We start from the raw sequence: 24534 nt of genomic DNA on the forward strand, positions 1-24534 counted from the left end.
CCGGTGGGACTACCCGCCCAAGAAGCCGACGATGCCGTCCGCGATGCCCTGGGCGGCCTTCTGGCGCCACTCCGGACTCGTCAGCAGCGCCGCGTCCTTGGCGTCACGCATGTTGCCGCATTCGATGAACACCTTTGGCTGCGTCGAGAGATTGAGTCCGCCGAGATCGTCGCGGACGACCAATCCGGTGCCGCTGCCGAGGTAGTTGGCGGGGGCGGAGCCGGTGGTCCGGGCGAAGTTCGAGGCGATCCGCTCGCCGAGGTCACGCGACGGGCCGACGATCTTGGCGGTGTCCGCGGCGCCGCCCTTCACCTTGGCCGGGAGGATGATGTGGTAGCCGCGGTTGCCCTCGGAGACGCCGTCCGCGTGGACCGAGACCACGGCGTCGGCGCCGGCCTCGTTGCCGATGCGGGCGCGCTCGTCGATGCAGGGGCCGAAGGGGCGGTCGGCCTGGTGGGTGAGGACCACCTTCAGGCCCTTCGCCTCCAGGACGGTCCGCAGCCGGCGGGACACGTCGAGGGTGAAATCGGCTTCCATGTAGCCGGAGTTCGTGGTGGTGCCGGTGGTGTCGCACTCCTTGCGGTTGGTTCCGATGTCGACCTTCTTGTCGATCTCGGAGGTGTGCTTGAAGTTGCCGGTGTTGTGGCCGGGGTCGATGACCACGGTCTTGCCGGCGAGCGGACCCTTGGCGGGGCTCTTGGCGGGGTCATCGGCGGGGGCGGAGCTCGGGGTGGCCGCCGCGGCGTCCGTGGGGGAGGCGGCCGGCATCACGATCCGCGGCGGGCGGGCGTCGTCCGCCCCCGCCCCGGTCGTCACCTGTACGAGGACCCACCCCGCCAGGGCGGTCGGGGCGAGCACGGCGGCTCCGACGGCGAGCCCGGAGCGGCGTGCGAACCACCGCCGCTCCGGGCTGACCGAGGAGGCGGACTCGGGGGATGGGGGACTGTCGTCGTAGGGCACGTCGCGATGCTAGACCGGCCGCCGGCCGCCGGCGCGGACCGTGGGCCATCCGGGGGCGTGGTGTGGTTATCCCCTTATATTCCTGGATGTATCGAATGGTCCTGGCAGGCCGCCGACAGCCCGGCCTGCGGGTTCCCGAGCGCCCGGGGTGGTGGCGCCGGGGTGGTGGCGCCGGAGCGGCGGCCGGGCCGTCGGGGCCCGGCCGCGCCGCCCTCAGATACCGGGGGCGATGCGGCGCAGGACGCGCAGGGAATCGGTCACCGAGACCTCCTCGAAGGCGCCGGAGGCCAGGGCGCGCAGGTAGATCCGGTACGGGGCCTGGCCGCCGTCGGCCGGGTCCGGGAACACGTCGTGGATGACGAGCGTGCCCCCCTCGGCGACGTGCGGGGCCCAGCCCTCGTAGTCGCCCGTGGCGTGCTCGTCGGTGTGGCCGCCGTCGATGAAGACGAGGCCGAGCTTGCCGCCCCAGGCCGCGGCGACCTGCGGGGAGCGGCCCACGATCGCGATGACGTGGTCCTCGAGGCCCGCCCGGTGGAGGGTGCGGCGGAAGGTCGGGAGGGTGTCCATCAGCCCCACCTCCGGGTCCACCACGGTCGGGTCGTGGTACTCCCAGCCGGGCTGCTGCTCCTCGCTGCCGCGGTGGTGGTCGACCGTCATGGCGGCCACCCCGGCCTCGCGGGCTGCGTCGGCCAGCAGGATGGTGGAGCGCCCGCAGTACGTGCCGACCTCGAGGAGGGGCAGCCCCAGCGCCGCTGCCGCGGCGGCGGCCTCGTACAGGGCCAGGCCCTCGCGTACGGGCATGAACCCCTTGGCGGCCTCGAAGGCGGCGAGGGTCTCCGGCTTGGGGGTGGCCATGCGTTCCTCCGAGGGGGTGGGGCGTGTTGCGGTGGGCTTGGGCGGCCCATGGTGCCTTACCGGCTGGTAGGGCACCATGCCGGGGCCCTCCGGGGTGGGGGTGGGGTGCCGCTGCGCGGGGCCGTCTCCCCGCCCCGCCCTTTCACCGCTTCCCGGGGGCACCGCCCCCGGGCTCCCGCGCCTCAAACGCCGGCGGGGCTGGGTTTGCCGGCGGGCCCGGGACGGCGACCTACGCGGAGACCGGGACGAGGTGCGTCCGCAGGAGCATCTGCGCCGCGTGGTCCACGAGATGCCGCAGGCCCGGTACGTGGTGCTCGTCGCCGTCCAGGGTGGTGAGCAGGCGCTGCGCCTCGGCGCGGTACGCGTCGAGGTCCGCGGTGTACCGGTCGAGCACGGCCGGCGCGAGGAGGAGGCGGGTCAGCTCGGCGCGCGCGTCCTCGGAATTCCGCGCGGCGGCGCACCAGCCGAGGACTTCCTTCCGGGCCCGGGGCGTCGGGGTGTCGTCGAGGACGCACGTGAGGAGATAAGTGACCGTCCCGTTGAGGAGGTCCTCATTGCGGCCGGACAGGATGTCTTCCTGATCGTTGAACAACTGCCACAGGATGCCGAATATGTAGCCGAACTCCCGCCACAGTTCTACTCTTTCGTCACTCGCGCCCGACAATATCGCTGCCATCGCCGTGATCATCGAGAACGGCCCGCCGGATTTCCCGCGGTAGGCCTCGATCACCGAGTTCCGGGTGGCGCCGTCGGCATCTCCGTCGATGTCGGCCAGCTGCCCCTCGGTGCCCACCACCCAGCCGGTCGCGATCTCGGCCGTCAGCGCGCCCTGGACCGCCGCCGACACCGGGAGGGACCGGATGATCTGGATCGGGAGCACCGACCCGCTGAGCACCGAGGCCAGCAGCGCCTCGTTCTGGCTCAGGCTGTCGGAGGCGGTCGTGCCGTGCCCGTCGGCCAGGTCGTCGAGGTAGCAGGCCGAGGTCCACCACAGCACGTGCACGGCGGACAGCGGGACGGCCGGTCCGGGATCACCCGTCTCGATGGCGTGCACCATCATCGGGAGCACGGACAGCGGATGCCTCAGTTTTTGGTGCCGGAGGAGTCTGCTCACCGCGCTCCGGGCGGCGCTCGTACCCGAGGCCGGGGCGAGCCGTAAGAGGGCGGTCGCCAATTCCGCCTCGATGTCCAAGGACACTTGCCGGTGCAGGTCCACGTACGTAACGCAATTCACAGGCGATTTCCTTCCTGAAGTGAAATGGGGTCGGCATGAACGCCCCAGATTGGATCATTTGGTACTGAGGGGATCTAGAGCGATTTCCGGACTTGGCCGGTTTCGGTCCGCGCCGGTTCGGTGCGGGGTCCGTCACATTCGAACCACACCGTTTTCCCGGTATCCGTCGGCTCCGCACCCCAGCGGTCGGTCACTGCCTCGACCAGACGCAGCCCGCGCCCCCCGTCGGCGAGCTCCCCGCCCTCGCCGCGCGCCACGCGCACCGGGCTCGGGCAGTCGTCCGTCACCTCGACCCGCAGCCCGCCCGGCCCGCACAGGATGAGCACCGAGCAGGCCCGGCCGGGAACGTGCCGGACGACGTTCGAGACGAGCTCGGTCAGCGCCAGCTCGGCGGCGTGGGTCAGCCCGGCCAGTCCCCAACTGCCCAGGTAGATCCGCAGGATGCGCCGCATGTGCCGGGCCGAGTGCTCACTCACGGTGAAGCCCATGCGGTAGCTCTCGCCAAGTCCGGCTGCTGAATGCTCAGTTACGTGATTCACGTCACCAGGGTGGGGTGGTGTGGTTACGCTCGGCTACGGACCGAAACGAACGCCGCAAGGCGTGTACTTGGGGGTGACCGCCTCATGGTCAACATCCGCGATCTCGATCCCAGCGCGTCCCCGCTGGACTACTACGGCGCGGAACTGCGCCGGCTGCGGGAGGAGGCCAAGCTGAAACAGTGGCAGCTCGGGGACATCGTCTTCTGCACGGCCTCGCTGATCGGCCAGATCGAGACGGCGCGGAAAGTCCCGACGCGGGACTTCTCGGAACGGGTCGACGCGGCGCTGGGGACGGGAGGGGAACTCTCGCGGCTGGTGGGGCTGGTGCTGAGGAGTCAGCTGCCGCACTGGTTCCAGCCGTACGCGGAGATGGAAGCGAAAGCGGCGTACATCTACTCCTACCAAGCGCAGCTGGTGGATGGCCTGCTGCAGACGGAGGCGTATGCGCGGGCCGTGCTGGGGGTGCGGAGTGGGGAGGATCTCGATGCCAAGGTGGCCGCCCGGATGGAGCGGCAGCGCATCCTCGACCGCGCTAACCCGCCACTGATGTGGGTGGTGATGAGCGAGGCCGTGCTGTATCAGGAGATCGGTGGTCGGGAGGTCATGCGGAACCAACTCGCCCATTTGTTGGACCTGCGGAGGCGGGAGTGGGTGAAGGTGCAGATCTTGCCCTTCGAGGCCGGCGCCCATGCGGGGCTGATGGGCTCGTTCAACCTCCTGCGGTTCGAGGACGACCCGGACATTGTCTATACCGAGGACTTTGTCCAGGGCCATATGACGGCCAATCCGCAGGCTCTCAGGGAGGGTTCGCTCCGTTACGATCATTTGCAGGCCGCCGCTCTCTCCGTGGAGGACTCGGCGGCACGGATCGCCCGCGTAATGGAGGAGCGTTATGGACACCAAGCAGAACCTGACGGGCGCAAGGTGGCGTAAGTCCTCGTACAGCGGTGACACGGGTGGCCAGTGCGTCGAGTGCGCCCCCCTCGGCGCCGCCACCTGGCGCAAGGCTTCGTACAGCGGCGACACGGGTGGCGACTGCGTCGAGGTTGCCTCGCAGCCCTGTCGGATCGCCGTCCGGGACTCCAAGAACCCTGAAGGCCCCGCCTTCACCGTGAGTCCCGCCGCCTTCGCTGCGTTCGTCGGCGCCCTCTAGGAGTGGAGCAGCACATAGGGCCGTTCCGGACGGTCGCGGTGCTCGGCCAGGGCGGGATGGGCCGGGTGGTGCTGGGGGTGGGGCCGGACGGGCGGTACGTCGCGGTCAAGCAGGTGCATGCCGAGCTGGCCGAGGACGAGGGGTTCCGGGCGCGGTTCCGCCGCGAGGTGGACGCCTCGCGGCGGGTGGCCGGCGGCTACACCGCGGCCGTGATCGACGCCGACCCGGACGCGGAGACGCCGTGGCTGGCCTCGCAGTTCGTGCCGGGGCCCTCGCTGAGCCAGGCGGTGGACGCCGCCGGGCCGCTGCCCGAGGAGGCGGTGCGCCGGCTGGCCGCCGGGCTCGCGCACGCCCTGGCCGACGTACACCGGGCGGGGCTGATCCACCGGGACCTCAAGCCGTCCAACGTGCTGCTCGCGGAGGACGGCGTACGGGTCATCGACTTCGGCATCGTGCGGGCGGTCGGCGACCAGACGCGGATCACGCACGACGGCTCGCTCATCGGCTCGCCCGCGTACATGTCGCCCGAGCAGGTCCTGGGGCAGGAGCTCACCCCGGCCAGTGACGTGTTCTCGCTCGGAGCGACCCTCGTCATGGCCTGTACGGGCAAGGCGCCGTTCGCCGGGAGCTCGGTGCCGCGGATCCTGCACCAGGTCGTGCACGCCGAACCGGACCTGAGCGAGGTGCCGCCCCGCCTGCGCGAGGTCATCGCGTGGTGCCTCGCCAAGGACCCGGCCGACCGGCCGACCCCGCGCGAGCTGCTGAGCAGAGTCGGCGGGCTGACGCCGTCGGCGCGGCCGTGGCCGGAGGCGGTGAACACGCTGATCCACGACCAGCTGGTCGTGATGGGCGCGCTGCTGCGCCGGGCCACGGGTCCTGAAACGGCTCCCGAAACGGCTCCCGCAGCGGTCCCCTGGTGGCGTCGCCGCTGGCCCCGGCCGTTGATCGTGGCGGTTGCCGCGGCGGGCGTCGTGGCCGTGGCCGGGCTGACCGTGGGGCGGCCGTACCTCGTGGATACCTACCGCGACTTCATATCGGATGTCCGGTCGGCAGGGCTGGCGCAGAAGCAGGACAAGTACCCGGCGATGCCCCCGTCCTGTGAACAGGTCCGGGACAAGGTGCGCGTGCCGTCCGGTTTCGACAAACCGGACGGGTTCGGGCCGGTCGAGGAGTCCGGCTCGGCCTATGCCCGCTGCACCTGGACCAACCGGACCGGTGACGAGATGGAAGCGGAGTGGACGTTCTTCTCGACCGAGAAGGGGGCGGGCACCGGGGCCGAGCGGGCGAAGAAGCGCTTCGAGTTCTTCCACGAACCCGGCAAGACCCGGCGTGACATCGACCTCGGGTTCGCCGACGAGGGTCTGTGGGAGCCGCCTCCCAAGGACGACAGGTTTCCGAACTGCCGTCTGTACGTACGGGACGTCAACATGATGCTCCACGTCTCGGTGACGGGCCCCCGCTACCCGACCGGCAGATGTGAGGCCGTCACGCGGGGGCTCGCCGCCTCGGTCGTGGAACGGGTGGGGAAGTGATGAGACCGCTCCAGGAGTCCGATCCGGCCACGGCTGGGCCGTACCGGTTGCTCGCCGAGCTCGGCCGGGGCGGTATGGGCCGCGTGCTGCTCGGCGCCGCACCGGACGGGCGGCTCGTCGCCGTCAAGCAGGTGCACGCCCGGCTCGCCGACGACGACGGTTTCCGGGTCCGGTTCCGGCGCGAGGTCGCCGCCTCGCGGAAGGTGTCCGGCGCCTTCACGGCCGCGGTCCTGGATGCCGACGCGGACGCGGACGCGCCGTGGCTGGCCTCGGTGTTCGTGGCCGGGCCCTCGCTGGGGGCCGCGGTGGAGAGCGCCGGGGCGCTGCCCGAGGAGGCGGTGCGGAGGCTCGCCGCCGGGCTGGCGACGGCCCTCGCCGAGATCCACCGGGCGGGGCTGGTGCACCGGGACCTCAAGCCCGACAACGTGCTGCTCGCCCGGGACGGGGTGCGGGTGATCGACTTCGGGATCGCGCGGGTGGCCCGGCCCGGCGAGATCACCGAGCTGACGCGGGCCGGGACGGTGATCGGCTCGCCCGCGTTCATGTCGCCCGAGCAGGCCGAGGGCGGCGAACTGACCCCGGCGAGCGACGTGTTCTCCCTCGGGTCCGTCCTGGTGCTGGCCGCGACGGGGCGCAGTCCCTTCGCGGCGGCGACGGTGGCGCTGACCCTCTACAACGTCGTGCACACCGAACCCGATCTCCTCGGCCTCCCGCCCGGTCTGCGCGGGCTCGTCACCCGGTGCCTGGCCAAGGATCCGGCGGCCCGGCCGTCCCCGGCCGAGATCCTGGGCCTGACCGGCGCGGCCGACGGCACGCGGTGGCCGCCCGCGGTCGAACGGCTGGCCGCCGCCCAGCAGGAGGAGATCGACGGGCTGCTCCGGGACCCGGACGGCACGGCTCGCGCGCTCGGCGGCCCGGACGTGGACCCGGACGCGGCGACCGCGACCGCGGCGGCGGCGGTCCGCCCGGAGCGGGCCCACGCGCCGCGCGGCCGGCGGCCGCGCCTGCGCCCGCGGAACCTGCTGCTGGCTGCGGGCGTCCTCGTGGCGGCCTGGGCCGGGGTGACGTACGGGTTGCGCGCGCTGGAGGAGCCGCCGCAGGCGGAGGCGGACCGGTACCTGAGCGTGCCGCTCTGCACGGAGGTGGCCGGGAAGCTCCCGCTGCCGCAGCAGGAGTTGCGGCCGGCCGACGACAGCGAGTCGCCCGTGAAATCGTACATGGGCTGCAGCTGGCGGGCGGCCTTCGAGGCGGTCGCCGGCGAGGAGGAGCCGAAGCCGCACGCGTCCGTCAGCTGGTCCGTGGAGCGCAGCGGCCGCGTCCCGGGCAGCGGGGCGGAGCGCACGCGGTTCAACCTGGGCAGTGGGCGGCCCGAGACCGGTCTCGGGGCGGGGGACGGCGCGCGCTGGTCGACTCCGATGACCGCGCAGACCTGTGCGCTGGGCGTGAGCGACGGCAACCTCCTGGTGCGGGTGGCCCTCGGCGGTCCGCAGCATCCCGCCGCGACCTGCGAGAGCGAGGCGAAGGAGATCGCCCGGGCCGCGCTGGCGGCGACGCCTCGCTGAGCGCGTGCCGAGTGGAGAGATTGGGACGGGGTGGGATGGAAGACCTGGGGCCCTCGGGGCCGAAGCACGTGGGGCCGTTCGACGTGCTCGGAGTGCTGGGGCAGGGCGGCATGGGGCGGGTGCTGCTGGCGGCAGGGCCGGACGGGCGGCTCGTCGCCGTCAAGCAGGTGCTCGCGCACTACGCCGACGACGAGGGCTTCCGGGCCCGGTTCCGGCGTGAGGTCACGGCCTCGCGCAAGGTGTCCGGCGCCTACACGGCGGCGGTGATCGACGCCGACGCGGACGCCGCGACGCCCTGGCTCGCCTCGGTGTTCGTGGCCGGGCCGTCCATGGGCGCCGTCGTCGGGGCGGTCGGGGTGCTGCCGGAGGACGTCGTACGGCGCCTCGCGGCCGGGTTGGCGTCCGCCCTGGCGGAGATCCACCGGGCCGGGCTGGTGCACCGGGACCTCAAGCCCGACAACGTGCTGCTGGCCGAGGACGGCGTACGGGTCATCGACCTGGGCATCGCGCGGACGACGGAGCCCGGCGCCGAGGGCGACACCGGGCTGACGCGGACCGGCTGGGTCGTCGGCTCGCCCTCGTATATGTCGCCCGAGCAGGCCGAGGGCAAGCCGCTCACCCCGGCCAGCGACGTGTTCTCGCTCGGCTCGGTGCTGGCCATGGCGGCGACCGGCCGCAGTCCGTTCGCCGGACCCTCCGCCCTCAAGACGCTCTACGACGTGGTGCACGCCGAGCCCGACCTGAGCGCCGTTCCGCCGGGGCTGCGCGAGGTCGTCGCGAGCTGCCTGGCCAAGGACCCGGCCGCCCGGCCGTGCCCGGCGCGGTTGCGCGAGCTGATCGGTCCGGTGGCACCTGCGGGCCGGCAGTGGCCCTCCGCCGTGTACGGGATGATCGCCGCGCAGCGGGCGGACATCGACCGGCTGCTCGACGGCCAGGGCCGCGGCCACCCTGACGGCGACGGCCCCGCCGAGCCCTCGGCGCCGCCCGTCCCGGCCCCCGTACCCCGACCCGCACCCGAGCCGCAGAGGGGTCAGGCGATTGCGGACACGAAGGAGCCCCCGCCGCGCGTCCCGCGGATCCCGTCCGTCCCGCCCACACCGGCCGTCCCCCCGGACACCCCCCGCTCCCGCAGCCCGTGGCGCGCTCCGCGCCGGATCGCGGCCCTGGCGGCGGCCGGTGTCCTCCTCGTGGCCGGTACCGGGGTCGCGCTGTACGTACGGGACCGGGTCACGGCCCCCGTCGCCTACACGGCCGTCCCGACCTGCCAGGCGGCGGCACGAGGGAACCTGCCCCTGGCGTCCGCGCGGCCGTCCGACTTCAAGGAGTACGAATCGAGCACCGGCGTGCAGGTGGAGTGCACCTGGGACGGGCTCATGACCGCCGCGTCGCCGGCCGGGCTGGTCCGGTGGGACCTGAGCCTCGGCGGGGACGCGGATGTCAACGCGCGTACCCAGAAGGGGCGTTTCCAAGTGGCGGCGGCCGGTCAGCGCGAGGCGCCCCGCCTCGGGTTCGGCGCCGAGGCCTACTGGGGCGCCCCCAGTGCCGACCGGACTTGTGTCCTTGCCGTGCGCGAGGGCAACCTCTCCGTCTGGGTGGGCCTCTACGCGAAGCCGTACCCCAAGGGCAACTGCGAGACGAAGGCGAAGGAGGTGGCCCGCGCCGCGCTGAAGGCCGCGACCCGCTGATCCGGCACTGCCGGAGAACACCGCCGAAGAACACCGTTGTCTGACCTTCCGTCAGAATGGAACGTGTTCTAATCTGCCGCGCATGGGCATCGGAATCACTGGGGAACAGCGGGAGTTGGCCGGGGCCGTACGCGGCTGGGTGGCGCGGGCCGTGCCGCCCGAGGAGGTGCGCAAGCTGCTCGACACCCCGCCGCAGACCGGGGTGCGGCCCGCCTACTGGGACGCGATGGCCGCGCAGGGGCTGCTCGAGCCGCACCTGGAGGGCGGCACCCTGCTCGACCTGGCCGTCGTCGTCGAGGAGGCCGCCCGGGCCGCGCTGCCCGGGGCGTTCCTGCCGAGCGCGCTGGCCTCCGTACTGCTCGACCGGGCCGGGTCCGAACCCCTCGGCGGGCGGGTCGGCGCGGTCGCCCTCGGCCCGGGGACCCTGACCGCCGTCGCCGTCGAGGGCGGCGGGTACCTGCTCGACGGCGGCGCACCCCCCGTGCTCGGCGCCGGGGAGGCCGACCTCGTCCTGCTCGCCGCCGAGGCCGCGCACGGCACGTGCTGGTTCGCCGTGGACGCCGCCGCACTGGACATCCGTACGCACGAGAGCGCCGACCCGACCCGGCCCACCGCCGAGGTGCGGGCCCGCGCCGTCACCGTGCCGCCCGGCCGCCTCCTCGGCCTGGACGCGGCCCTGGTCCGTGACCTGGCCTGCGCCCTGTTCGCCGCCGACGCCTGCGGCACCGCCGCCTGGGCGGTGCACACCGCCGCCGAGTATGCCAAGGTGCGCGAGCAGTTCGGCCGGCCCATCGGGCAGTTCCAGGGCGTCAAGCACCTGTGCGCCGACATGCTGGTACGCCTCGAACAGGCCCGCGCCCTGGCCTGGGACGCCGCCCAGGTGATGGACGGGCCGGCCCCGGTGCGCTCGCTCGTCGCCGCACTGGCCGCCGGGAGCGCGCTCGACGCCTCCTACTCCTGCGCCAAGGACTGCATCCAGGTCCTCGGCGGGATCGGCTTCACCTGGGAGCACGACGCGCACGTCCACCTCCGCCGGGCCGTCGTCGCCCGCCAGCTCCTGGGGCCCGGCGACGGGCACCGCGTACGGGCCGTCCGGCTGGCGGCGGCCGGAGCCCGGCGCGAGCTGCGCCTGGAACTGCCCGCGGAGGCGGAGACCCACCGCGCGAAGGCCCGTACCGCCATCGAGGACGCGCGCGGACTCGACCCGGCGGCCGCCCGGCGGATCCTGGCCCCCACCGGGTACGCGGCCCCGTACCTGCCGCCGCCCTACGGGCTCGGCGCCGGGGCCGTCGAGCAGCTCGTCGTCCAGCAGGAACTGCGCGCGGCCGGGGTCGGGCTCGCCGACCTCGGGATCGCCACCTGGGTCGTGCCCTCGCTGCTCGCCTACGGGACCGACGCGCAGCGGGAGCGGTACCTGCCGGCGACCCTGCGCGGGGACGTCAGCTGGTGCCAGCTGTTCTCCGAGCCGGGGGCGGGCTCGGACCTGGCCTCGCTGCGGACCAGGGCGGAGCGGACGGCGGACGGCTCCTGGAAGGTGAACGGCCAGAAGGTGTGGACGAGTTCCGCGCACAGCGCCGACTTCGGGATCCTGCTGGCCCGGACCGACCCGGCCGCCCCCAAGCACAAGGGGCTCGGCTACTTCGTGGTCGACATGAAGAACACCCCGGGGATCGACGTGCGCCCGCTCAAGGAGATCACCGGCGAGGCACTCTTCAACGAGGTCTGGTTCGACGACGTCGTGCTGCCCGCGGACGCCCTCGTCGGCGCCCCCGACGGCGGGTGGAAGGTCGCCCGCAACACGCTCGGCAACGAGCGGGTTCACATGGCCGACCAGATGACCTTCGACACCGGGCTGGAGGCGCTGATCGCCCGCTCGGCGGAACTCGACGGTGCGTACCGGGCGCGGATCGGGGCGCTCACCGCCGAGGCGCACGCCCTGGCCTGCATCGGGCTGCGCACCACGCTCCAGCAGGTGTCGGGGCTGGAGCCGGGCGCGGGTGCGTCCGTACGCAAGCTCGTCCAGACCCCGCACCAGCAGCGGACCGCCGAGCTCGCGCTCGAACTGCTGGGCCCGGCGGGCGCGGTACGGGAGGGGGCGGGGGAGCGGGCGGTGCACGGGATGCTCATGTCCCGCTGCCTGACCATCGCCGGGGGCACCACGCAGGTCCAGCTCAACGTCGTCGCCGAGCGCATCCTCGGCCTCCCCAGGGACTGAAGGGCAGCAGGGACATGAAGTCGTACATCGTGGGCGTCGGCATGACGAAGTTCGAGAAGCCGGAGTCGAGGGACTGGCAGTACTGGGACATGGCGAAGGAGGCCGGGACCGCTGCGCTGGCGGACGCGGGGATCCCGTACGAGGAGGTCGAGCAGGTGCCGGTGGGGTACTGCTTCCAGGCCTCCACGGCCGGACAGCGGGCCGCGTACGAGCTGGGGCTGAGCGGGGTCCCGGTCTACAACGTGAACAACAACTGCGCGACGGGGTCGACGGCGCTGATGATGGCGCGGCAGTTCGTGCAGGGCGGGATCAGCGACTGCGTGCTGGCGCTGGGCTTCGAGAAGATGAAGCGGGGCGCGCTGGGGGGCGGGGCGGACGGGGGTGCCCGCGGCGGAGCCGCTGATGATTCCTTCAAGACCTCGCCGGTGGCCCGGCACTACGGGATCATGGCCGCCGGGCACGGCTTCGAGATGTCGCCGCCGACCGCGCAGATCTTCGGGAACGCGGCGCGCGAGCACATGGAGCGCTACGGGACCACGGCCGCGCAGCTGGCGGCGGTGGGGGCGAAGAACCACCGGCACTCGGCGAACAATCCGAACGCGCAGTTCCAGGACGTGTACACGGTGGAGGAGATCCTGGCGGCGAAGCCGATCCACGAGCCGCTGACGAAGCTGCAGTGCTCGCCGACGTCGGACGGGGCGGCGGCGGCGGTGGTGGTGTCGGAGCGGTTCGTGGTCCGGCACGGCCTGCACGACAGGGCGGTGGAGATCGTCGCGCAGGCGATGACGACGGACACGGAGGCGTCGTTCGCCTCGGGCTCGTGCATCGACGTGGTGGGCAAGCCGATGACGGCGGCGGCGGGGCGGCAGGTGTTCTCCTCCTCGGGACTCGGCATCGAGGACGTGGACGTGATCGAGCTGCACGACTGCTTCTCGATCAACGAGCTGCTGACGTACGAGGCGCTGGGGATGTGCGAGGAGGGCGCCGCCGGGAAGCTGGTGGAGAGCGGGGCGACGACGTACGGCGGGCGGTGGGTGGTCAACCCCTCCGGGGGCCTGATCTCGAAGGGCCATCCACTGGGCGCCACCGGTCTGGCGCAGGCCGCGGAACTGGTCTGGCAGCTCCGCGGCACCGCCGGCCCGCGCCAGGTCGAGGGCGCCCGGGTGGGCCTGGCCCACAACATCGGGCTGGGCGGCGCGGCGGTGGTGACCCTGCTGCGCCGGGGCTGACCCCTTCCGCGGCTCCGGGGGCGGAGGGATAGGCTCCGCCCCCGTGAGCGACATACGCGAAACGTCCTTCAGCATCACCGGCAACGTGACCCGGGACGAGTACAACGAGGCCGCCAAGGCCGCCGGGCTGTTCCGGAGGGGGCGGGCGGTGGCCGCTCTCGGCACGGTCCTCCTGGCCGCGGCGAGCGTGTCGCCGTCCCCGGACGGCCTGACCGTGCACCCCGTCTCCCTCGGCATCGCGGTGGCGTACGGCCTGGTCGTGCTGCTGGTCCTGCCGCGGCTGACGGTGGCCCTGGGCTTCCGCTCCGGCCGGTCCGCCGAGCAGAAGCGGGCCGTGGTGGACCAGGAGGGCATCACGGCGTTCCACGGCGGGGAGTCGCTGCAGCTCGCGTGGGACGAGGTCCGCTGGTACCACGAGACGCCGCGGCTGCACGTGTTCGTGGGCCGCTCACGCCGCCGGACCTGCCTCCTGGTGCTGCCCAAGCGCCTGTTCACGGTCCCGGGCGAGAGCGACCTCCTCGCCGCCCTCGCCCACTCGCGCGCAGGCGACCGCTCCTAGGTCGTGTCGTCAAAGTCCCGTCTGGCTGGCGGGGGCTGGCACGCACGCTCGCCGCGTTGTCGTCGGTCAACGACGCTCCGCGTCGCTTCCCTCCTCCGCCTTGCGATCGCACGCACCAGCCCCCGCCAGCCCCGCCCTTCCGGGCGGCCGACGCTACTTTGACGACACTCCCTAGCGCCCCGGCCCGCCCCTGCCCGGTCAGAGCTTTTCGACGTCCTTGTGCACCACGTCGGAGCCGGGGTGGTCGGCGGTCAGGCGCACCTTGAGCGGGTGGCCGGCCGGCGCCTTGATGATCCGGTCGGGGTTCTCCTCCAGGCCGATGCCGTGGCAGGAGGGCTCGCTGGTCAGGTTGGACCAGCCGTTCGGGTCGTGCGGGTCGTTCCACGACACCCAGGCGCAGTCGCGCTCGCCGCTGGTGATGCTGACCGAGATGATCCTGACCGAGTTCACCGCGCCGTCGACGCGTTCGTAGAGCACCGTCCCGGTGTTGTGGTGGAGGCCGGTGCCGGCCTCCAGGGGGACCGTGAGGACCGGGCCGGCCGGGGTGTCGGCAGCGGCCGGAGCCGTTCCTCCGGCGAGTGTGGCGGCCACCAGGACGACGGTGGCGGGCAGGGCGGATACGCGCATGATTCCGTCTCCACGAAGCTAGGTTGAGGGAGCCTCATCCTGGTCCAGTACGTGGACCGGCGCTGCGGCGGAATCCGTCAATTCGGTGGCCGGGATCGACCGCCCCGCCCGCCCGCGCTAAGGCTCGAGCGTCGGGTCGGTGACCGCCTCGCCCGTCACGGCGCGGCGGACGGCGTCGGCCAGCGCTCCGGGAGGGCCGTCCCGCAGCACCACCCCCGCCGCCCCCGAGGCGAGCGCCCCCTCGACCAGGCCCGGCCGGGCCGACCCGGCCAGCAGCAGCACCCGGCACTCCGGGGCCTCGCCGCACACCGCCGCCACCTCCGCGAGCACGTCAGGCCGGTCCGCGTCCACCAGCGCCACCGCCGGGCGGGCCGTCAGCGCCGCCGCGCCCACGTCCGCACCGGACGCGACCAGGGCGACCACATCGAGGTCCGGCTCCAGCCCGAGCAGGACCGCCAGAGCGCCGGCCGACGTGCCCGGCCCCTCCGCCAGCAGGACCCGCAGCGACCTCGTCGTGCGGAAATTCCGGGGCATCTCGTCCACCCCGTCACCCTAAGCGGCCTCCCCGAGGCTCCGGCAACACGCCCCGCCGAACGTCATCCTGACGTGGAGTCAGGAGTCTTCCCAACTGCTGGGGCGTGCGTTATACATTCCTTCACCGGCTCGACCTAGAACGCGTTCTAGAAGACGGCCGGTCCCGCAAACGACCTCGGTGCGGCCGACGGTGCGGACGACCGCACCGAGGTCTTCCATGCAGAAACAACGGGAACCGAAACAAGGAGCAGCATCCTCAATGCCGATCGATGCCGCCAGGGCCCTCGCCGCAGACCCCCGCCAGGGGGACATCGCCTGGGACCACAAGGACATCCAGCTCTACCACCTCGGCCTCGGCGCGGGCATCCCTGCCACCGACCCCGACGAGCTGCGCTACACCCTCGAGTCCAGACTTCACGTACTCCCCAGCTTCGCGACCGTCGCCGGTGCCGGGATGGCCATGATGGGCGGCCTCGCCGCCCCCGGGATCGAGGTCAACCTCGCCAACGTCCTGCACGGCGGCCAGTCCATCGAGCTGCACCGGCCCATCCCCGTCAAGGGCAGCGCCACCTCCTCCGCCAAGGTCGCCGCCCTCTACGACAAGGGCAAGGCCGCGGTGATCGTGCTGCGCACCGAAGTCGCGGACGCCGACGGGCCGCTGTGGACGAGCGACGCCCAGATCTTCGTACGGGGAGAAGGCGGGTTCGGCGGCGACCGCGGACCCTCCGTCAAGACCGAAATGCCCGAGCGGGCGCCCGACCGGGTCGAGGAGCGGCACATCCGCGAGGAGCAGGCGCTCCTGTACCGGCTCTCCGGCGACTGGAACCCGCTGCACGCCGACCCCGAGTTCGCCAAGCTGGCCGGCTTCGACCGGCCGATCCTGCACGGCCTGTGCTCGTACGGGATGACCCTCAAGGCCGTCGTCGACACGGCGCTCGGCGGGGACGTCTCGCGGGTCCGCGCCTACCGCACGCGCTTCGCCGGGGTCGTCTTCCCGGGCGAGACCCTGCGCATCCGGATGTGGGAGGAGCCCGGGCAGGTCCGGGTCTCGGTGACCGCCGTCGAACGGGACGACGCGCCGGTCCTCGCCGACACCGTCGTCGAACACGCGTAACGCCCGACCACGAAGGAGCCGCACCGTGCGCGCAGCACTGCAGAGCGAGATAGGCCAGGACAAGCTCGAGGTCGTCGACGACATGGAGACCGCGGGCTTCGGCCCCGGCAAGGTCCGGATCCGCATCAAGGCCACCGGCCTGTGCCACTCGGACCTCTCCGCGATGAGCGGCGTGCTGCCGCAGCCCGCCCCCTTCATACCCGGCCACGAGGGCTCGGGCGAGATCGTCGACGTCGGCGACGGGGTCACCACCCACGCCATCGGCGACCGGGTCCTCGTCTGCTGGCTGCCGCCGTGCGGGCACTGTCCCGCCTGCAAGCGCGGCCAGGGCCACCTGTGCCTGGAGTCCTTCGCGAACGTGGCCACGCCCAACTTCCGCCGCACGGGCGGCGGGGACATCTTCGGCTTCGCCGGCACCGGCACCTTCGCCGAGGAGATGGTGGTGCCCGCCGCGTGCGCCGTACCGATCCCCGACGACCTGCCGTACGACATCGCCGCACTGATCGGCTGCGGGGTGACCACCGGCCTCGGCGCGGCCATCAACACCGCCAAGGTGGAGGCCGGGTCCTCGGTCGCCGTCATCGGCTGCGGCGGCGTCGGCATCTCCGTCATCCAGGGCGCCAAGGTGCAGGGCGCGGCGCAGATCGTCGCCGTGGACCCGGTGGCCTCGCGGCGCGAGGCGGCGCTGCGCTTCGGTGCGACCGAGGGGGTCGCGCCGGAGGCCTTCGCCGACGCCAGGAACCGGATCACGGCCGGCGAGGGCTTCGACTACGTCTTCGAGGTCGTCGGCAAGTCCGCGACCACGCAGACCGCGTACGAGATGACCCGGCGCGGCGGCTCCGTCGTCGTGGTCGGCGCGGGCGCGCTCGACGACAACTACTCGATCAACATGTTCTCGCTGTTCTTCGACGAGAAGAAGATCCTGCCGTCGATGTACGGGGGTGGGGACGTGCTCCGCTCGTACGAGCGCACCATCGCGCTGTGGCGGGCGGGCCGGGTGGACCTGGCGGGCCTGATCACCCACCGGGTGCACCTCGCCGAGATCAACGACGCCCTCGACCAGATGCGTACGGGTGTCGCCCTGCGCACCTGCATCGAACTCTGAGAGGAATCCGCCAGATGTCACTGCCACTTGAGGGGCTCTGCGCCCTCGTCACCGGCGCCGGCCGCGGGCTCGGCCGGGCCGAGGCGATCGAGCTCGCGCGGCTCGGCGCGAGCGTGGTCGTCAACGACTTCGGCCAGAGCGGACGCGACGGCTCCGGGGAGGCCTCGGCCGCCCCGGCGGAGGAGGTGGCCGCCGAGATCCGCGCCGCGGGCGGGCAGGCGGTGGCGCACCTCGGCGACGTGGCCGACTTCGAGCAGGCGCGCGAGCTGGTCGAGCTGGCGGTGGACAGCTTCGGGAAGCTCGACGTCCTGGTCAACAACGCGGGCATCCTGCGCGACCGGATGATCTTCTCCATGTCGGAGGAGGAGTGGGACTCGGTCATCCGGGTCCACCTCAAGGGCCACTTCAACACCACGCACTTCGCCTCCGTGCACTGGCGCGAACGCTCGAAGGCGGCGGGCGGGCCGGTCTACGGCCGGATCATCAACACCTCCTCCGAGGCCTTCCTCGGCGGCTCGGCCGGCCAGCCGAACTACGCGGCGGCCAAGGGCGGCATCGTGGGCCTGACGACCTCGACCGCCCTGGCCCTCGCCAAGTACGGGGTGACGGCCAACGCCATCTGCCCGCGCGCCCGGACCCGGATGACGGAGGACGTGTTCGCGGGCTTCCAGGTCCCGGAGGAGGGCAAGCTCGATCCGCTGGCCCCCGAGCACGTCTCCCCGCTGGTCGGCTACCTGGCCTCGCCGGCCTCGGCGAGGGCCAACGGGCAGCTGTTCGTCGTGCACGGCGGGATCGTGGTCGTGATGGACCGCCCGAAGGTGGCCGCGAAGTTCGACACGGGCAAGGAGGCCTTCTCCTACGAGGAGCTGGACGAACTGCTCACCCCGCACTACGACTCCCGCCCGGCGAACGAGACGTTCGCCGCGGTGGAGGTCCTGGGCCTCAAGCACGGCTAAGCGGGGCGGAGGGCGCGCTTGTAGTACCGCCACGGGAACCACCCCACGCCGACCGGAATCCAGCCCTCCGATTCCATCCGCCGGTGTCGCGCGAGGGAGGGGAGCGTCACCCGGCAGTGCTCCCAGGGGTGGCCGGACGCCTCCACCTCGTGGAAGAAGGGGCCGTAGCCGACCAGGTGCCAGCCGTCACGGCCGGCCTCCTCCAGGGCGGCCATCTCGTTGAACGCGGTCAACCCGCCGAGGGTGCGGCGCTTCGGGGCGTCCGGCCCCCCGACGGGCGGCGCCGACTGGCCGGCGCCCGCGGCCTTGGCCGCGAAGCGCTGCTGGGCGGCCTGCCGGCTCACTCCCAGGACGCGGCCCACCGTGTCCCAGCTGTGGCCGGCGGCCCTGGCGCCCTGGACGGCCTCGCGCAGCAGCCGGCTCGCCTCCTCGGCTCCGACGCGCGAGGCGTCCACCAGGCGCAGGTAACCGTGTGCGTCGTGCTCGAGCGAGTCGGCCAGTCCCTCGGGCGCGCCGAGGACGGCTGCGGCGATCCCTTCCCGGATCCGGGCGGTCTCCACCGGGTGGAGCAGCGGTTCGTTGCTCATCGGCGCAGTCCGGCGAGGGGTTCGAGGGCGTCGAGGACTTCCTCGTCGCGGCGCACCTGCTCGGCGTCGCGGGCCGCCGCTCGGGCGGACAGGCCGGCCGTGCAGGCGATGAGCGCGAGGCCCGCGGCGGTCAGGGCGGCGGTGGCGGAGGCGCCGAACCGGTCGCCGAACATGACCGTCGTGGCCGGCAGGCTCACGGCGAGCGGCAGTGCGACAGCCATGGACGCGGTGGCGGGAAAGGCGACCCGGTGCCGGGCCTTCGAATTCAAGATCGACATGCGTCAAGGAAACCTTGACAGGCTCGAGTTGTCAAGAATTCCTTGACGGTCGGCTGCGCGAGAATGGCCTGATGACCAGCAGTGACGAGGGCGCCGAGCAGCCCTGGAACCCCCGACGGCAGCGCAGCGCCAACGAGCGGCTGCTGTGGGACCGGCTGCGGTCCGGCGGGGCCGCCTCGCGGGCGCAGCTCGCGCGCGAGACGGGGCTGTCCAAGCCCACCGTCTCCAGCGCGCTCGCCGCCCTCGAACAGGCCGGCCTGGTCCGGGAGGCCGGTACGCACGCACCCGAGCGGGGCCGGATCGCCGTGCTGTACGCCCCCGATCCGACGGCCGGTTACGCCCTCGGGCTCGACATCGGCCGGAGCTGGCTGCGCGTCGCGCTGGCCGACCTCGACGGCACCGTCGTCGCCCGCTCCGACGTCCGCAACCAGGCCCGCACCGCGAACAGCATGGCCGACCTCGCGGTGTCCGCCGCCCGCGGGCTCGTCGCCGACTCCGCACTGGACCCGGGCAAGGTCACCCAGGCCGTCGTCGGCACGCCCGGCGTCTACGACGAGGACGAGCGCCGGGTCCGGTACGCCCAGCAACTGCCCGGCTGGGGCCGCCCGGGGCTGCTCGACCGGATCCGCGACGGGCTCGGCCTGCCCGTCGCCGTCCAGAACGACGCCAACCTCGCGGCGCTCGGCGAGTACACGTACGGCGTCGGCGCGGGCAGCCGGCTCTTCGTCTACGTCATGATCGGGACCGGCCTCGGCATGGGCATCGTCAACGAGGGCCGGCTGTTCACGGGGGCGCACGGTGGGGCCGGCGAGATCGGCTTCCTGCCGTGGGCGGGCCGCCGGGAGCCGGAGCCCGGGGCCGACAGCATGGAGGACGCCGTCTCGGCCGAGGCCGTGGTCCAGACGGCCCGCGCCCACGGGATGACCGGGCCCCTCACCGCCAAGGACGTCTTCGACGCCGCCCGGGCGGGAGACGCGGCCGCCGCCCGGGCGGTGGAACTCGAGGGGGAACGCCTCGCCCACACCGTCGCGGCGGTATCCGCAGTCCTCGACCCCGACCTCGTCGTCCTCGGCGGCGGGGTCGGCCACAACGCCGACCTGCTGCTGCGCACGGTCAGGCAGACGCTGCGCACCCTCACCCCGCTGCGGCCGAAGGTGGCGCCCAGCGGCCTGGGGGAGGACGCGGTCCTGCTGGGCGCGGTGGCCACGGCGCTCGACGCGGCCCGCGACCTGGCCTTCGAAGGCCGCTGAGCGTTCGGAAAGCCCCTGAGCCTTCGGAGGGAGGGCGCCGAGCCCCGGAAGGCCGCGGGCCTGTGGCGCTCCGTTACAGCGGAGCCGTTACAGCGGAGCCTGCTGCAGCGGTACGGGCCGCGCCGCCGCCGGCGGGTCCAGCCTGACCGGGGGCGGCGGGGCCACCGGCAGGGTCAGGCTCGTGATCCCGCACAGGACCTCGGGGGTGGCGTACGGGAGGTGCAGACGGCCCTCCCGGCTCCACAGCCCCGTGCCGAGCCAGCCGTAGGGCGCCCCCAGGCGGAAGACGTGCCGGTCGGCGGGCCGCCACAGCCCGATCCCGCCGTCCTCCAGCCGGAGCGCGACCCCGCAGGTCTCCGGCATCAGGGCCTGGCCCGGCTGCACCGCGAACGGGGTGCCCGCCTCCCCGCGCAGGCACTCCGGGAAGCGCACCGGGAGGGAGCTGCCCAACACCCCCCAGCCCAGGCGCGGTTCGCCCGGGGCGTCCGAGCGGATCAGCAGCAGCCCGCTGTCCGGGTCGGCCAGCAGCAGCCGGTCGTCGCTGTGCTCCGCGATCTGGAGCAGCGGGGACGTCTCGCCGCCGCGGCCCAGGTCCACCGCGACGGCCTTGGTGGTGCCGTCCAGCTCGCGGTCCAGCGCCAGCATCCGGCCGCTCCGGTCGAGCCAGACGCCGCCGGAGCACCGGCCCGGGATCCGGGCGACCGGCCCGAAGGCGCCCCCGGTCACCTGCCAGACCGTGGTCCCGGCGTCCGAGGCGGCCAGGGCGAAGGCGCCGCATCCGTCCGGCGACGGCGGCAGCAGGGACACCCGTACGCCGTCGTGCCCGGGCTCCACCGAGCCCAGCGGGAGCTCCCCGGTCCGCGGCCCGGCCGCGGCGCCGCCCGTCGGGTACAGCAGCGCGAAGGCGTGCCGCTGCGCGACCCGACGGTGGATCAGCACCCGCCCGTCGGCCAGCGCCAGCACCTCGCTGTCGGCCTCCTCGGGCTGCGCGAGCGGCAGCGGCACCGCGTAGGGCTCGGGCCCGGCCAGCGTCCAGCGCTCGGGGTAGCGGGCCTCGCCGTCCCCGGCGAGCCGGGCCGCGTACGACCCGTCCGCGGCGATGGTGAACGGGGCCGTCGTCGTGATCTCGATGGCACAGACAGTCATCCGAGGGTCACCTCCGGTGAGGAAGCTAGTTTTCGCACGTCGACCCGAACAGCACGACCTCACCCGCTTCACACATACGGGTGGCCGCCCGGCGGTTCGGCTGAGGTGGCGGGGGCGGTTGTGCTGTGCGGTACCGGGGCGTTCGGGGTGGCCGAGTCGGTCAGGTTCACCCGGCCGACCTCGCGGCCCTCGTGCTCCCGTGCTCCCGTACTCCCGGAGCAGACGTACGAGGTCCCGGGCGGCCGGGACCCCGTACGGACTCTGCCGCTCCCGTACGGACGGTAGCCTTGGCCTGTGCCACGTCTCTCTGAAGTCATCGCCGCGCTGGACGCTCTCTGGCCCCCCTCGCGGGCCGAGCAGTGGGACGCCGTCGGAACCGTCTGCGGCGATCCCGACGCCGAGGTCTCCCGGGTCCTGTTCGCCGTCGACCCCGTGCAGGAGATCGTCGACGAGGCCGTGAAGCTGGGCGCCGACCTGGTCGTCACCCACCACCCCCTCTACCTGCGCGGCACCACCACCGTAGAAGCCGGAACCTTCAAGGGCCGCGTCGTGCACACGCTGATCAAGAACGACATCGCGCTGCACGTCGCCCACACCAACGCGGACACCGCCGACCCCGGCGTCTCCGACGCCCTCGCCGGCGCCCTCGACCTGCGGATCACCGGCCCGCTGGTCCCCGATCCGAGCGACCCCGAGGGCCGCCGCGGACTCGGCCGGATCTGCGAGCTGGACCACCCCGAGACCCTGCGCGAGTTCGCCGCCCGCGCCGCCGCCCGGCTGCCGCAGACCGCGCAGGGCATCCGCGTCGCCGGCGACCCCGACATGCCCGTCCGCACCGTCGCCGTCAGCGGCGGCTCCGGCGACGGCAACTTCGCGGCCGTCCGCGCCGCCGGCGTGGACGTCTACCTCACCGCCGACCTGCGCCACCACCCCGTGTCCGAGGCCCGCGAGCAGAGCCCGCTAGCCCTCGTCGACGCCGCGCACTGGGCCACCGAGTGGCCCTGGTGCGAGCAGGCGGCAGCGCAGCTCGACGCGATCTCCGAGCGCCACGGCTGGGGTCTGCGCACCCACGTCTCGCGCACGGTCACCGACCCGTGGACGGTGCACGCGCCGTCCGTCACACCCCCTTCTATCTCTGGAGCCCCCAACTGAACGCCGAGCCCGCCGACCAGATCCGACTTCTCGACGTCCAGGCCCTGGACGTCCGGCTGTCTCAGCTCGCCCACAAGCTCAAGTCGCTGCCGGAGCACACCGAGGTCGAGTCCCTGAGCAAGGACCTGACGCAGCAGCGCGACCTGCTCGTGGCGGCCCAGACGCAGGCGAGCGACGCCGCCCGCGAGCAGACCAAGGCGGAGCAGGACGTCGACCAGGTGCGCCAGCGCGCGGCCCGCGACCAGCAGCGGCTCGACTCCGGCGCCGGCATCTCGGCCCGCGACCTGGCGAACCTGCAGAGCGAGGTCGTCTCCCTCGCCAAGCGCCAGGCCGACCTGGAGGACGTCGTCCTCGAGGTGATGGAGCGCCTGGAGGGCGCGCAGGAGCGGGTCACCGAGCTCACCGAGCGGGTCTCCGCCCTCGAGGCCAAGCTGACGGACGCCACCGCCCGCCGTGACGCGGCGACCGGCGAGCTCGACGCCGAGGCCGCGAAGGTCACCAAGGACCGCGAGGTCATCGTCGCCTCGATGCCGGCCGACCTGATGGCCCTGTACGAGAAGATCCGCGTCAAGCAGGGCGGCGTCGGCGCAGCCCGCCTCTACCAGCGCCGCTGCGAGGGCTGCCGCCTGGAGCTCGACATGGCCGAGGTCAACGAGATCAAGGCCGCGGCCCGCGACCAGGTCGTACGCCACGAGAACTGCGGCCGCATCCTGGTCCGTACGGCCGACTCGGGCATCTGATGCCGCAGTTTGTCGTGGAGGCCGACGGCGGCTCCCGGGGCAACCCGGGGCCCGCCGGCTACGGCGCGGTCGTCCTCGACCCGGCGACGGGCGAGACGCTGGCCGAGCGCGCCGAGTACATCGGCGTCGCGACGAACAACGTGGCCGAGTACAAGGGGCTGATCGCCGGTCTCAAGGCCGCCCGCGAGCTGGCCCCGGACGCCGTGGTCCGGGTCCGCATGGACTCCAAGCTGGTCGTCGAGCAGATGTCGGGCCGCTGGAAGATCAAGCACCCGGACATGAAGCCCCTCGCGGCGGAGGCGGCGACGATCCTGCCCCGTGCGCAGGTCACGTACGAGTGGATCCCGCGCGAGCGGAACAAGCACGCGGACCGGCTCGCCAACGAGGCGATGGACGCGGGCAAGCGAGGCGCGCAGTGGGAGCCGGCGGCTTCCTCGGCGGCCCTGGACAGCTCGGCGGCCCGCGCCCTGGCCACCCCGCAAGGCCCTCCGGGGGATGCGGCGAAGGGAGCGGCGGCGGTCCGCGCGGCCCTGGCATCCGCCTCCGGCGGGAGCGCCGGGGCCGGTACGGCCGAGGTCGCGGACCCGCGCACAGGCCGCGCCGAAGCGGGCGGCGCCGACGCCCTGTCCCGGGAAGCCGTGGCGCTCGCGCCCGGCCGGGCCCCCGCGCCCGGCGCCACGGCCCCGGGACACGTCCCCGCCCCGGCGGCCACCCCGGCCCAGGCCCCGACCGCCACGCCGGGCTGGGGCCCCGACATGGGGACCCCGGCGACCTTCGTACTGCTGCGCCACGGCGAGACGGCCCTCACCCCGCAGAAGCGCTTCTCCGGCAGCGGCGGCGCCGACCCGGAACTGTCCCCGGCCGGCCGCCGCCAGGCTTCGGCGGTGGCCGAGGCGCTGGCCGCGCGCGGCACCGTCCAGACGGTCGTCAGCTCCCCGCTGCGCCGCTGCCGGGAGACCGCGCAGGCCGTCGCGGACCGCCTCGGGCTGGAGGTCACCGTCGAGGAGGGCCTGCGCGAGGTGGACTTCGGCGCCTGGGAGGGCCTGACCTTCGCCGAGGTGCAGGAGCGCTTCCCGGACGACCTCCAGGCCTGGCTGGACTCCCCGAGGGCGGCCCCGACGGGCGGCGGCGAGAGCTTCGCGGCCGCCACCCGCCGGATCTCGGCGACCCGGGACCGGCTGCTGGCCGCGCATGCGGGCCGCACGGTGCTGCTGGTCACGCACGTGACCCCGGTCAAGATGCTGGTGCGCCTCGCGCTCGGCGCCCCGCCGGAGTCGCTGTTCCGGATGGAGCTCTCCGCAGCCTCCCTCTCGGCGGTGGCCTACTACGCCGACGGCAACGCCTCGGTCCGCCTGCTCAACGACACGTCCCACCTGCGGTAGGCCTCGCCGGCCGGAACGCAGCAGTCACGGAAGCGGCGAGGCCCGCCGCACCGGTGCCGGCCGACTGCTGCGGGAGCGTGTGCGTGGCGGCGTAGAAGCTTTCCGTCTGTCCGTAGGCGTTGACGACACGGACGTCGGGC

Annotated in this window: 24 protein-coding genes; 15 read left to right on the top strand and 9 right to left on the bottom strand. The window is 73.5% G+C overall.

Features of this window, described 5'->3' with window-relative positions; translation table 11 throughout:
* Positions 1 to 9: 9 nt before the first annotated feature.
* The 4 genes from ACZ5WG_RS40120 to ACZ5WG_RS40135 all read right to left on the bottom strand — a co-directional run bounded on the left by ACZ5WG_RS40120 (position 10) and on the right by ACZ5WG_RS40135 (position 3588).
* A complete protein-coding gene (locus ACZ5WG_RS40120) occupies positions 10 to 960 on the bottom strand; it encodes an N-acetylmuramoyl-L-alanine amidase (RefSeq protein ID WP_468729588.1) in 951 nt (316 codons plus the stop codon).
* A gap of 213 nt (positions 961 to 1173) precedes the next feature.
* A complete protein-coding gene (locus ACZ5WG_RS40125) occupies positions 1174 to 1815 on the bottom strand; it encodes a class I SAM-dependent methyltransferase (protein ID WP_468729589.1) in 642 nt (213 codons plus the stop codon).
* 229 nt (positions 1816 to 2044) lie between these two features.
* On the bottom strand, positions 2045 to 3049 hold the full coding sequence (locus ACZ5WG_RS40130; RefSeq protein ID WP_468729590.1) for a polyprenyl synthetase family protein: 1005 nt from the start codon (positions 3047 to 3049) through the stop codon (positions 2045 to 2047).
* A gap of 74 nt (positions 3050 to 3123) precedes the next feature.
* Positions 3124 to 3588: an ATP-binding protein gene (locus tag ACZ5WG_RS40135; protein ID WP_468729591.1), complete on the bottom strand. Its 465-nt coding sequence runs from the start codon at positions 3586 to 3588 to the stop codon at positions 3124 to 3126.
* Positions 3589 to 3672: 84 nt separating this feature from the next.
* Between ACZ5WG_RS40135 and ACZ5WG_RS40140 the strand changes: the two genes are divergently transcribed.
* The 8 genes from ACZ5WG_RS40140 (at position 3673) to ACZ5WG_RS40175 (ending at position 13523) form a co-directional block, all read left to right on the top strand.
* Positions 3673 to 4521 (top strand): helix-turn-helix domain-containing protein, encoded by an 849-nt coding sequence (locus ACZ5WG_RS40140; RefSeq protein WP_468729592.1) that lies wholly within the window; start codon positions 3673 to 3675, stop codon positions 4519 to 4521.
* Positions 4481 to 4741, top strand: a complete 261-nt coding sequence (locus ACZ5WG_RS40145; protein WP_468729593.1) for a DUF397 domain-containing protein — start codon at positions 4481 to 4483, stop codon at positions 4739 to 4741. Before ACZ5WG_RS40140 ends, ACZ5WG_RS40145 begins: the two co-directional genes overlap by 41 nt.
* 2 nt (positions 4742 to 4743) lie before the next feature.
* A complete protein-coding gene (locus ACZ5WG_RS40150) occupies positions 4744 to 6273 on the top strand; it encodes a serine/threonine-protein kinase (RefSeq protein ID WP_468729594.1) in 1530 nt (509 codons plus the stop codon).
* Positions 6273 to 7835 (top strand): serine/threonine-protein kinase, encoded by a 1563-nt coding sequence (locus tag ACZ5WG_RS40155; RefSeq protein ID WP_468729595.1) that lies wholly within the window; start codon positions 6273 to 6275, stop codon positions 7833 to 7835. The genes ACZ5WG_RS40150 and ACZ5WG_RS40155 overlap by 1 nt, the downstream gene beginning before the upstream one ends.
* 35 nt (positions 7836 to 7870) lie before the next feature.
* Complete coding sequence (locus tag ACZ5WG_RS40160) at positions 7871 to 9520, top strand: serine/threonine-protein kinase (protein ID WP_468729596.1); 1650 nt, start codon at positions 7871 to 7873, stop codon at positions 9518 to 9520.
* 82 nt (positions 9521 to 9602) lie between these two features.
* Positions 9603 to 11735, top strand: a complete 2133-nt coding sequence (locus ACZ5WG_RS40165; protein ID WP_468729597.1) for an acyl-CoA dehydrogenase — start codon at positions 9603 to 9605, stop codon at positions 11733 to 11735.
* 14 nt (positions 11736 to 11749) lie between these two features.
* Positions 11750 to 12964, top strand: a complete 1215-nt coding sequence (locus tag ACZ5WG_RS40170) for a lipid-transfer protein (RefSeq protein ID WP_468729598.1) — start codon at positions 11750 to 11752, stop codon at positions 12962 to 12964.
* 43 nt (positions 12965 to 13007) lie between these two features.
* The gene (locus ACZ5WG_RS40175; RefSeq protein WP_468729599.1) at positions 13008 to 13523 is read left to right on the top strand and encodes a YcxB family protein; all 516 of its coding nucleotides are present in this window, start codon (positions 13008 to 13010) and stop codon (positions 13521 to 13523) included.
* A gap of 198 nt (positions 13524 to 13721) precedes the next feature.
* On the opposite strand, the gene ACZ5WG_RS40180 is transcribed toward ACZ5WG_RS40175, so the two are convergent.
* Both ACZ5WG_RS40180 and ACZ5WG_RS40185 read right to left on the bottom strand, forming a co-directional pair.
* The gene (locus tag ACZ5WG_RS40180) at positions 13722 to 14150 is read right to left on the bottom strand and encodes a hypothetical protein (RefSeq protein WP_468729600.1); all 429 of its coding nucleotides are present in this window, start codon (positions 14148 to 14150) and stop codon (positions 13722 to 13724) included.
* A 117-nt stretch (positions 14151 to 14267) separates the two neighbouring features.
* Positions 14268 to 14684 carry a response regulator gene (locus ACZ5WG_RS40185; RefSeq protein WP_468729612.1) on the bottom strand — a complete coding sequence of 139 codons (417 nt, stop codon included), beginning with the start codon at positions 14682 to 14684 and terminating at the stop codon, positions 14268 to 14270.
* A gap of 259 nt (positions 14685 to 14943) precedes the next feature.
* Here ACZ5WG_RS40185 and ACZ5WG_RS40190 point away from each other — a divergent pair, with 259 nt between their 5' ends.
* The 3 genes from ACZ5WG_RS40190 to ACZ5WG_RS40200 are packed head-to-tail and all read left to right on the top strand — an operon-like array spanning position 14944 to position 17859.
* A complete protein-coding gene (locus ACZ5WG_RS40190; protein ID WP_468729601.1) occupies positions 14944 to 15798 on the top strand; it encodes a MaoC/PaaZ C-terminal domain-containing protein in 855 nt (284 codons plus the stop codon).
* Between the two features lie 25 nt (positions 15799 to 15823).
* Positions 15824 to 16903, top strand: a complete 1080-nt coding sequence (locus ACZ5WG_RS40195; protein WP_468729602.1) for a Zn-dependent alcohol dehydrogenase — start codon at positions 15824 to 15826, stop codon at positions 16901 to 16903.
* A 14-nt stretch (positions 16904 to 16917) separates the two neighbouring features.
* Positions 16918 to 17859, top strand: coding sequence for a 3-oxoacyl-ACP reductase (locus ACZ5WG_RS40200; protein WP_468729603.1), 942 nt, complete (start codon positions 16918 to 16920; stop codon positions 17857 to 17859).
* Here the strand turns inward: ACZ5WG_RS40200 and ACZ5WG_RS40205 are convergent.
* Positions 17856 to 18446: a hypothetical protein gene (locus ACZ5WG_RS40205; RefSeq protein WP_468729604.1), complete on the bottom strand. Its 591-nt coding sequence runs from the start codon at positions 18444 to 18446 to the stop codon at positions 17856 to 17858. The genes ACZ5WG_RS40200 and ACZ5WG_RS40205 overlap by 4 nt on opposite strands.
* Positions 18443 to 18724, bottom strand: coding sequence for a hypothetical protein (locus tag ACZ5WG_RS40210; protein ID WP_468729605.1), 282 nt, complete (start codon positions 18722 to 18724; stop codon positions 18443 to 18445). Before ACZ5WG_RS40210 ends, ACZ5WG_RS40205 begins: the two co-directional genes overlap by 4 nt.
* Positions 18725 to 18795: 71 nt before the next feature.
* Here ACZ5WG_RS40210 and ACZ5WG_RS40215 point away from each other — a divergent pair, with 71 nt between their 5' ends.
* Entirely contained in the window at positions 18796 to 19974 is a 1179-nt protein-coding gene (locus ACZ5WG_RS40215) for an ROK family transcriptional regulator (protein WP_468729606.1), read from the top strand.
* A gap of 87 nt (positions 19975 to 20061) precedes the next feature.
* On the opposite strand, the gene ACZ5WG_RS40220 is transcribed toward ACZ5WG_RS40215, so the two are convergent.
* Positions 20062 to 21120 carry a hypothetical protein gene (locus tag ACZ5WG_RS40220; protein ID WP_468729607.1) on the bottom strand — a complete coding sequence of 353 codons (1059 nt, stop codon included), beginning with the start codon at positions 21118 to 21120 and terminating at the stop codon, positions 20062 to 20064.
* 294 nt (positions 21121 to 21414) lie between these two features.
* On the opposite strand from ACZ5WG_RS40220, the gene ACZ5WG_RS40225 reads away from it, so the two are divergent.
* Genes ACZ5WG_RS40225 through ACZ5WG_RS40235 form a run of 3 tightly spaced genes read left to right on the top strand, consistent with a single transcriptional unit; the run spans position 21415 to position 24394 of the window.
* Positions 21415 to 22272, top strand: a complete 858-nt coding sequence (locus ACZ5WG_RS40225; RefSeq protein ID WP_468729608.1) for a Nif3-like dinuclear metal center hexameric protein — start codon at positions 21415 to 21417, stop codon at positions 22270 to 22272.
* Entirely contained in the window at positions 22269 to 23012 is a 744-nt protein-coding gene (locus tag ACZ5WG_RS40230) for a zinc ribbon domain-containing protein (protein WP_468729613.1), read from the top strand. The genes ACZ5WG_RS40225 and ACZ5WG_RS40230 overlap by 4 nt, the downstream gene beginning before the upstream one ends.
* Positions 23012 to 24394, top strand: coding sequence for a bifunctional RNase H/acid phosphatase (locus tag ACZ5WG_RS40235; protein WP_468729609.1), 1383 nt, complete (start codon positions 23012 to 23014; stop codon positions 24392 to 24394). Before ACZ5WG_RS40230 ends, ACZ5WG_RS40235 begins: the two co-directional genes overlap by 1 nt.
* Positions 24395 to 24534 lie beyond the last annotated feature (140 nt).

The organism is Streptomyces sp. NPDC032745 (assembly GCF_055579465.1).

Excerpts from the sequence above, each read along its gene's own strand:
- ACZ5WG_RS40125 (WP_468729589.1), bottom strand. The coding sequence starts at position 1,815 with ATGGCCACCCCCAAGCCGGAGACCCTCGCCGCCTTCGAGGCCGCCAAG.
- ACZ5WG_RS40140 (WP_468729592.1), top strand. The coding sequence starts at position 3,673 with ATGGTCAACATCCGCGATCTCGATCCCAGCGCGTCCCCGCTGGACTAC.
- ACZ5WG_RS40145 (WP_468729593.1), top strand. The coding sequence starts at position 4,481 with ATGGACACCAAGCAGAACCTGACGGGCGCAAGGTGGCGTAAGTCCTCG.
- ACZ5WG_RS40155 (WP_468729595.1), top strand. The coding sequence starts at position 6,273 with ATGAGACCGCTCCAGGAGTCCGATCCGGCCACGGCTGGGCCGTACCGG.
- ACZ5WG_RS40160 (WP_468729596.1), top strand. The coding sequence starts at position 7,871 with ATGGAAGACCTGGGGCCCTCGGGGCCGAAGCACGTGGGGCCGTTCGAC.
- ACZ5WG_RS40165 (WP_468729597.1), top strand. The coding sequence starts at position 9,603 with ATGGGCATCGGAATCACTGGGGAACAGCGGGAGTTGGCCGGGGCCGTA.
- ACZ5WG_RS40170 (WP_468729598.1), top strand. The coding sequence starts at position 11,750 with ATGAAGTCGTACATCGTGGGCGTCGGCATGACGAAGTTCGAGAAGCCG.
- ACZ5WG_RS40180 (WP_468729600.1), bottom strand. The coding sequence starts at position 14,150 with ATGCGCGTATCCGCCCTGCCCGCCACCGTCGTCCTGGTGGCCGCCACA.
- ACZ5WG_RS40185 (WP_468729612.1), bottom strand. The coding sequence starts at position 14,684 with ATGCCCCGGAATTTCCGCACGACGAGGTCGCTGCGGGTCCTGCTGGCG.
- ACZ5WG_RS40190 (WP_468729601.1), top strand. The coding sequence starts at position 14,944 with ATGCCGATCGATGCCGCCAGGGCCCTCGCCGCAGACCCCCGCCAGGGG.
- ACZ5WG_RS40200 (WP_468729603.1), top strand. The coding sequence starts at position 16,918 with ATGTCACTGCCACTTGAGGGGCTCTGCGCCCTCGTCACCGGCGCCGGC.
- ACZ5WG_RS40205 (WP_468729604.1), bottom strand. The coding sequence starts at position 18,446 with ATGAGCAACGAACCGCTGCTCCACCCGGTGGAGACCGCCCGGATCCGG.
- ACZ5WG_RS40210 (WP_468729605.1), bottom strand. The coding sequence starts at position 18,724 with ATGTCGATCTTGAATTCGAAGGCCCGGCACCGGGTCGCCTTTCCCGCC.
- ACZ5WG_RS40215 (WP_468729606.1), top strand. The coding sequence starts at position 18,796 with ATGACCAGCAGTGACGAGGGCGCCGAGCAGCCCTGGAACCCCCGACGG.
- ACZ5WG_RS40220 (WP_468729607.1), bottom strand. The coding sequence starts at position 21,120 with ATGACTGTCTGTGCCATCGAGATCACGACGACGGCCCCGTTCACCATC.
- ACZ5WG_RS40235 (WP_468729609.1), top strand. The coding sequence starts at position 23,012 with ATGCCGCAGTTTGTCGTGGAGGCCGACGGCGGCTCCCGGGGCAACCCG.